Source organism: Shewanella sp. SG41-4, assembly GCF_014164505.1.
In the GTDB taxonomy this organism is placed as follows: Bacteria; Pseudomonadota; Gammaproteobacteria; order Enterobacterales; family Shewanellaceae; genus Shewanella.
In genome coordinates, this window is the sequence record NZ_JACJFI010000204.1 from 1 (window position 1) to 7,764 (window position 7,764).

The following is a 7,764-nucleotide window of genomic DNA, read 5'->3' on the forward strand; positions in this document are numbered from 1 at the left end:
TTCATCATGAAACCAATCAACAAATTCGCCCCAACTTGTAGGGTAATCTACACCAGCTTTTAATAAATACGATGAAGTTTTCATCACTACATATTGACACTGGTGGCGCTAAATGGATAGCCCTTATGTATGCACAGTTATTCTATGCTTTTTAACTTTTTTTGCCAGTTTTTAATTTATTATGAGTTAAGACTTAACGATATTGTTTACTTTGTTTGCAGTCCGCTTGGTTACTTTTCCAAACGCGTCTTTATCTAAATTCGCTTTTTTCATTGCTCGATCGAAGCGTATACGAAGAGTGTCAGCCTTTTCATCAAGATGTTCTGAAATTTCAGTGAATGTATAACCAAATGAACGAGCTTTGATAACAAGCAATTCATTTTCAGTTAGATGTTTAGATTTGAGTATCGCGTCAATACGCTCTGCATCGAGTTCATATTCATCATCAAAATTAACTGAACCGATTTCTCCGTATTCATCTTCATTTTGAAACTTTTCAAATCGTCCACCATTATAGCGACTTGCAGAGCCTGATTCTTGTTTCTCTTTCAAGTAAATGGCACTTGGTTTAGCGTGTGAACGTCGTGCATAGCGCTTTAGTAAGTAAAATTTAATGTAGTTTTTTAATAACTCCATCAAAAGACCTTGTTTGTTTTTCACATCGGCAGGAAAAACGATTTCACCTTGTGAAATTTTGATGAGCATCAAAAGTGTTGAAGTGCTCAGAGCATCCTCAGAATCTTTTATAATCTGCACTTCACTCTGCTTTAACGAAGAGAGAGCTTGCCGAGTTTTAAGTAAAACGTAAGCTTTGACCGAATCTTTTTCAACTAACTCTCCCAATTGACGATTAAGTTCCTCTCGCTCTGTAACTAACTGATTTTTTGACAAAATAAACCAACCTTACATTATTGCACAAAATTATATCGAAAAATATTTAAAAAGTTGTTCGGTTTTTAATTCCCGTTTGGAACAACTACATAGAAGTAACAAGACATAATATAACAATAATTATGTCTTTATTATCAATAGTCTACACCTTTCATTTTGTAAATGTGTGACTACAGTTAGTGAAGTGTACATGGTTTTATGAAAACCATCTCAGAAGGATTCAAAAATGAAACAAAGAAAATTACACGCGCAATCTCCTGTTGGTGAAATCCGAATTTCATGGGCAAAAAAGTTTAAAAAAGTTTTTTGGACCGAAAGTAAGCTAGAACGAGATTACATTAACCTCTTGCTGTTCACCACTGACGTGATTGACGTTGAGTGTCAGCCTGAGGCCTTCACTATTTTTTTCAATGACAAAAAGCGACGCTATACCCCTGATTTTAGAGTGACCTACTCTGACAGAATTGAAATTATAGAAATCAAGTATGAAGAAGAGCTAAATAAAATCGAGTTTCTTGAAAAAGCCGTATTTCTTAAAGCCTATTTTGAGCAGAAGAACTTAGTATTCCGTGTCATCACAGAATCAACTATTCGAGTGGGGTCAAGAGCCATTAATTATCAGAAACTTAAATCAGCATTACTTTATGAGCCCCCCGAGCAAGAGTTTGAACAACTTAAACAAAGTCTTCCTACTGGAAATTTATCAAATACTGAACTGTCACAGCATCTAGCATCAATCAGCATTAAAAATGGCTTTATTCAACGCGCTCTTGCTCACAACCTGTTAAGCGCGGACTTATCCGCGCCGTGGGCAAAACTACAAATCAGCTGGTCTAATTAATAGGAATAAAGCCAATGAATATTTCACTCCATAAAATCGGCCCAGCTGGGGCTAAAGTAAAGTATCACGGCGTCGAAGGGACGCTATTAAATGTATCAGGTGATGACAGTTATGTCTTCGTTCGTCTGGGGCAACATGAAAAACTACTTGTTGCAGCAAACGTCATTCAAGCAGATGTTATAAACAATAAACTTTTATTTATTGATCAACGTAAGCTATCTGCTAATGCTATGGATTACAGCATTGAGCAGAAGATAGAAATCGATCGGCGAAGAGCCTATGTTCAACGAATTAAGACCTTAAGACCTCTTGGTGGATGCGGTGGTGTCAATTTTATCAAGGCCGTTATTGCCCAAGTCAAACGAGACCTCAATGATGACAATCCACCATCACGCACGTCATTGATCCGGTGGTATCAAAAAGCTGATGGTCACGTTGCTGGACTCTATGCGACACTGAGGAACGGCAAGAGAAAGAGAGGTTCATATTACGATGAAAATATTCGAGATTTTGCACTAGCTTGCATTGATGATTACTATCTGTGCTTATCACGGCCTTCTGTTCAGAGTGCATATGACTGTTTTATCGAAGAATATGTCGGAAGTGATGACGAGTTACCATGTTATGCCACTTTTGCGAATTGGATTAAAGAACTGCCGCCAATCGATGTTATTCAAGCGCGTGAAGGAAAGCGCTCAGCTAGAGCAGCATCGAGAAATAACACTTCTAAGCTGTTAACAGATCATATTTTACAGCGTGTAGAAGCAGATGCAGTTAATCTTACTCTGGGGCTCATTGATGATGAAGGCAATTACCTCGGGCCCGCAACAATCTTTGTTTTAATCGATTGTCACTCGCGATCAATTTTGGGCTACAAACTGCAAATTGGCAGAGGCGAATCAGCTTCTTCTGTCATTGAATCATACGCACATGCTTTACTTGAAAAAGATCCCGCCATTAAGTGTCCAGAGGTAATAAACACCTGGCCGATGTGCGGTGTTTTTGAGACCTTAGTTTCTGATGGTGGTCCGGGCTACACTGCACTCACTACTCAACACTTTCTCATGTCAGCGGGAATCGATCCCCAGCTTGCTCAAACCGGTTGCGGCTGGAAAAAGCCTTTTATCGAACGCTTCTTTTTTACATTACGTACGCAATTAGCATGCACACTACCAGGATATTGCGGAAAATTTAAAGACCAACGAGAGCTAGATGCAACAATGCGAGAACAAGCGTGTATGACACCCGATGACTTAGAGAATGTATTAACGCAGTGGATTGTCGATGAATACCATCAGGCTCCACATAAAGGACTCGGCAATCACACGCCCTACAACGTTTGGCAGTCACAGGCAATGTTGCACGTGATGCTTCCAGCCAATGCGGATGACATAAAAAGAGCCAAAGGCGACTTTACATACCGCAAAATTCAGGGTGATGCTAGTCAATCTGGCGTTGTTAATAATCACCTTTCATACAACGATCCTAATGGACGATTGAAAGAAATCGGAATGCAGATGCGGCAGCGTGGTGATGAGGCTTCCGTAAAAGTTTCTTACTCAAATAATGACATTAGTACTGTGAATGTGCTCGACGAAGAAACTGGCGAGTTGATAGAGCTGCACTGTACTGATCCTCGTGTAAATGTTGGCATGTCTCGTGCCGAATTTGATGCAGCATTCCCTAGAATAAATTCTTATAAAGAAAAAGGTTTTGGTCACAGCAGAGCGACTCGGAATAATAAAGCAGTCCAGTCTGCACGCGAGTTACATCTGAATAAAATGAAAGAGGCTTGCAAAAAGAAGCCTGCCACAACAAAAATTGAAGAACTCACTGAATTGCTCAACTGCTCTTCAACCATGAAATTAGCAGAAAAACATGTGCCGGATGAACATTCATCAACGCAGACTGGTGATGATATCGATTTTAATGACATGGATGCTCATGCAGATGCGTAATAAATCGACTTCAACATCATTGGTCATGGACATAATAGACGCGATTGAGAAGAAAGTGACTCAATCGAATCAATTCAAAGACGCAATGCAGGCTCTTGAATCAATGCTCGTGTTTGTCGATAGAAAATCTATTGGTATGTTGATGCTCGGAGATACCGGTTTAGGAAAAAGCACGTTACTTGATAAGTTTGTGAATAAACATCATCACTTGCTATCGGAACAGATTTTAAAAGGCGCAGAGTATCCTATTACACCCGTCCCCATCATAAAATTTCAGATGCCTGAGCATCCGACTGTCAAATGTGTTTGCTCTGACTTGCTGACTGCCGCTGGCCACACAAAACCGACAGGGACAGAAAAAGAACTTGTGTCACGTATCGATACATTAATTCGGGAACAAAGAGTAAAAATACTCGTGATTGATGAATGTCAGCATTTATTGCGAGAGCACGCGGGGAAACGCACAACTGATGTGCTGAACTTCATCAAAAACCGGATGAACAAACACCATCTGGTTGTGATTGTCGCAGGCATTCCAACAGCTGAAGCAGCAGTACAAGAACATGCGGAGCTTGCAGAGCGATTTTCTTACCAAAGCTTTCGGCTACTTCCATTTTCCCTTGTTGATAAAGAGTCACTTCAAAATTTTGGTTTGTTCCTAAAGGCTTTTGATCAGCTATTCATTGATTTTGAAATCAGTGCGCCGTCTCTATGCGATAAAAATATGTTAAGGCCGATATTTTTAGCTTGTGGTGGATCGCCGAGAAAGTTCAAGTATCTGTTGTTTAAAGTCGTGCAGCGATCTCTGATGAGCAAAGGGTCAATAACCAAAGATGATTTTGCTAAGGCATATGCTGACAAACCATACAATGACTTGCTCGGATCGTTTAATCCATTTAAGTCTACGTCTGAGAAAGTTATTGAGAAGCATGAAATTTGGCTTACATTAAAAGAGCAGGCAACAAACGAGCAGCATAAGAAGCGGACCACAAAAAGTATGAGAAAAGTCGCATGATATTAGGCGTGCGCCCTCCTCCGGAAGAAAATGAGTCTTGGTTTACTTACTTGTTGCGTGTTGCCAATAAGAACGGGTTGACAAGTGTTACTCAGTTGCTGGAAGTTCTTGGTTTGGGGAAAATGAAGGCAAGTCGCTGGTTGCACTGGTCTGATGAAGAAATCACTAAGATTATCCCTGCACTGAGCGCTTCGTTAGAGCAATCATCTGATCGTTTGCGGCATTTTGCAGAGTTCTCACATAAACGCTGGCAAAACGATGGCGCAAGAGTATGTGCAAATATCACAGCCAAAAATCCAAGAGTCTGCCTAGATTGTTTGATTGAAAGCAAGAAAATGGATTGGCGCTGGCAGCTAGCGATTTTTTCATGCTGCTCTCATCATAAGCAAATTTTAATAGACAACTGCCCTGCATGCCAGAAACCGTTATCTTGGCATTCATCCCTGTTTGGTGGATGTATTCACTGCAATACTCAATGGACAGAGATACAAGCAAATGAGATATTAATAGAGCCATCACCATTGGAATTACAGCTCTGGAACGATGTTTATTCCCCATCGGCTAAGACAATCGGGCTTATCGATGACGTGGTTAATACAGTGTTTGCCATAGCTCGACCTTTCGATACAGTATCTCATCAATTCCAAACGCTGCCTGAGTTCTTTGGAATGAGTCAGTTGATTTCGCGTTCTTATATGGTCCTTCAATCACAAGGTGCTTTAGAGATATGGCGGGAGCAATGTCGAGATGCCCGGGCTTCATTGGTTGAGTTGGGTGACCGAGCACTCCTTGCTCCTGTGTACCGACTAGAGAGCAAACTGAACTATTGTAGTTTTGAAACAAAAGGTTCCGATTTCTCGTTTGAGGATGAGAAAAGTGATGAGATGATCTCTCTGGTTGAATACTCAGAGTTTATCAGGCCTGCTCGGGCAAAGTTAATACCCGGGAATCATGATATGAATGCAAGATTTCATGTTGATCGTGAACAACTTACATCATTATTTAACCTTGCAAGCGAAGACTTCTTAAGTGCAGTAGACAATAAACAAATCAAGCCGATCAACAGCACGGCCATTATTCGCGATCAATTGTTTGATTCAAGAGAAGTATTAGAACTTGTGCAGTCTTTTTGCAAAAAAATACCATCAAGTTGGTTACTTGTTTCTCGTCGTGATATTCAGTTACGTCGGCACATCTGTGGGTATGGTGACTTACTAAATGCACTGCTCAGACATGAAGTTCAGGCAGTACCGCCCAAAAAATTTGATTTGTCATCAGTTTCAGTCGAACCTATTAGTTTCAATAAATGGTTAATCGAACAGCGTGAGAATGCTTGCAAGCAACCTGTCAGTAAACCTCAAGCATGTGCAGCATTAGGTTGTGGCCTGAAAAAACTAGATCACATGGTGAAGTCTGGAACATTAAAACTAGCGGCATTTAAACATGAAAGTGGCAGTATAGATGGCCCGAGCTTACTTGAGCATTGCAAACTCAAATCTAGAATAAAAGATTACTGAAGCTTCTCATCTCTTTGTATCCTAAAATTGATACACAGAAAATGTTTTGTATCTGATTTCGAATACAAAAACATAATAATTTAATGGAAAATGTTAGATTCGTTTGAAATTATATCTTTCTAATGCTGTTGAAGCAAAAACTGATGATAGAAATCAAGCACGCGATTTACAACGGAATATCCAAAGGTCCAGAGAACTAGGGCTTACTAGCTCTATGCCTTATATGGTATTTGTTAAATAAATACCATCTATTCATTCAATATTGAGAAAGCACGTAAAAAGTTGCTGATGTAAGACGGGTATCTACATCGCCGAAACACATAATGTGGTATAAAGTGACACAACGAATATGCCGCTAACGCAAAAATGGACATAAATCAGTTAGTGCAAAGGGTCTAAAGATAAATAGCAGCATTAGGAAATGTACGGTAATCAAATAAAGTTTATACTGACCCAAAATGCAATAAAGCGGTTCAAATGGACGGAACATGAGTAACGAAATAAGCAAAAATCAGTGAAAAATAGAGATTTCAGGTAACAGTATCCCACCCCATGCAGTTTCAGCGGCCTAAGCAGTCATTGATGCACTTAGATGTTGAATTCGGGATTTAAGTCTGCCCGCTTTTAAGTGCTGGCAACAACTGGCGAAGTGTCATCGGCGTTTATCTAGATGTTCACAATAGTGGGTAAGTTTTTGAAGTGTGCCGACTGGGCCGTGAAATAGCTTACCGAACTCGGTGGTGAGTTTGAGCCAGTTATCTTGAGGGATATTCAATCTTGTGAGTAACTTAGCGCTATTTGTGCTAATAGCACCGCGTTTATCGTTGCGAATAATACGTCCCGTATCATCGACCAATTCGAGATAATCGTGCAGCGAAAACGCAACGCCTTTGGGTTGATTGCTGCGTTCGTTGCCAATGAAAGGCAGTAAGTTACTGGGTTGTTCGCCTTTCAAAGCAGCCCTAATGCGCAGTTGAATACTGGTATGGTCTGAGTACTCTGGGGTATCTGCCATCTTGGCTCTGATGGGATTGAAGTCGACATAAGCCATGCAAGCGAGTACAGCAGCCTCATCAAGCAAAGCTTGCGACTTAAAACGTCCCTCCCAGAAGCGGCCAGTGCAGTTATCTTCTTGATTTGCTTGCCTTGCTATCGGTTCGTTCAATGCCCGCATGAACCAAGAAATATCGCTTAATCGGCTGCGGTATAACGCAACTGTGTGACTAAGCTCCCACTGTTCATAATCATCAAGTGTTTCACCCTGAGCAAACTTTTGGCTTGTATCTGTACCCTTAAATAACTGATGCCAATGACTTATTACCTCGGCATCAGACCAACTGTTGGCTTGATATATGTCGATACTGAGCACAACATGCAGATGATTACTCATCACTGCATAGGCCGCAACATCAATAGCGAAAACCTCCGCTAATTCAAGCAGCTGAGCTTCTACCCAAGCACGTCTGTGGTCGTAGTTTTTACCAGAAAACTTGTCATCGCCGCAGAGAAAAGCACGGCGAACAACGCGACTACAACAATGGT

Annotated in this window: 6 protein-coding genes; 4 read left to right on the top strand and 2 right to left on the bottom strand. The window is 40.7% G+C overall.

Annotated elements, in window-relative coordinates:
• Positions 1–186: 186 nt before the first annotated feature.
• Positions 187–891: a hypothetical protein gene (locus H5202_RS15885; RefSeq protein WP_182772938.1), complete on the bottom strand. Its 705-nt coding sequence runs from the start codon at positions 889–891 to the stop codon at positions 187–189.
• 226 nt (positions 892–1,117) lie between these two features.
• On the opposite strand from H5202_RS15885, the gene H5202_RS15890 reads away from it, so the two are divergent.
• From H5202_RS15890 to H5202_RS15905, 4 genes are read left to right on the top strand one after another with little or no spacing between them, the layout of a single operon-like run.
• Entirely contained in the window at positions 1,118–1,732 is a 615-nt protein-coding gene (locus H5202_RS15890) for a TnsA endonuclease N-terminal domain-containing protein (RefSeq protein WP_182772939.1), read from the top strand.
• Positions 1,733–1,746: 14 nt separating this feature from the next.
• The gene (locus H5202_RS15895; RefSeq protein WP_182772940.1) at positions 1,747–3,690 is read left to right on the top strand and encodes a DDE-type integrase/transposase/recombinase; all 1,944 of its coding nucleotides are present in this window, start codon (positions 1,747–1,749) and stop codon (positions 3,688–3,690) included.
• Positions 3,677–4,705 (top strand): TniB family NTP-binding protein, encoded by a 1,029-nt coding sequence (locus H5202_RS15900; protein WP_182772941.1) that lies wholly within the window; start codon positions 3,677–3,679, stop codon positions 4,703–4,705. The genes H5202_RS15895 and H5202_RS15900 overlap by 14 nt, the downstream gene beginning before the upstream one ends.
• Positions 4,702–6,222 (top strand): TniQ family protein, encoded by a 1,521-nt coding sequence (locus H5202_RS15905; protein WP_182772942.1) that lies wholly within the window; start codon positions 4,702–4,704, stop codon positions 6,220–6,222. The genes H5202_RS15900 and H5202_RS15905 overlap by 4 nt, the downstream gene beginning before the upstream one ends.
• 652 nt (positions 6,223–6,874) lie before the next feature.
• On the opposite strand, the gene H5202_RS15910 is transcribed toward H5202_RS15905, so the two are convergent.
• On the bottom strand, positions 6,875–7,764 hold an 890-nt coding region (locus tag H5202_RS15910), incomplete at its 5' end, for a transposase (protein ID WP_182772943.1).

Excerpts from the sequence above, each read along its gene's own strand:
- H5202_RS15890 (WP_182772939.1), top strand. The coding sequence starts at position 1,118 with ATGAAACAAAGAAAATTACACGCGCAATCTCCTGTTGGTGAAATCCGA.
- H5202_RS15895 (WP_182772940.1), top strand. The coding sequence starts at position 1,747 with ATGAATATTTCACTCCATAAAATCGGCCCAGCTGGGGCTAAAGTAAAG.
- H5202_RS15905 (WP_182772942.1), top strand. The coding sequence starts at position 4,702 with ATGATATTAGGCGTGCGCCCTCCTCCGGAAGAAAATGAGTCTTGGTTT.
- H5202_RS15900 (WP_182772941.1), top strand. The coding sequence starts at position 3,677 with ATGCAGATGCGTAATAAATCGACTTCAACATCATTGGTCATGGACATA.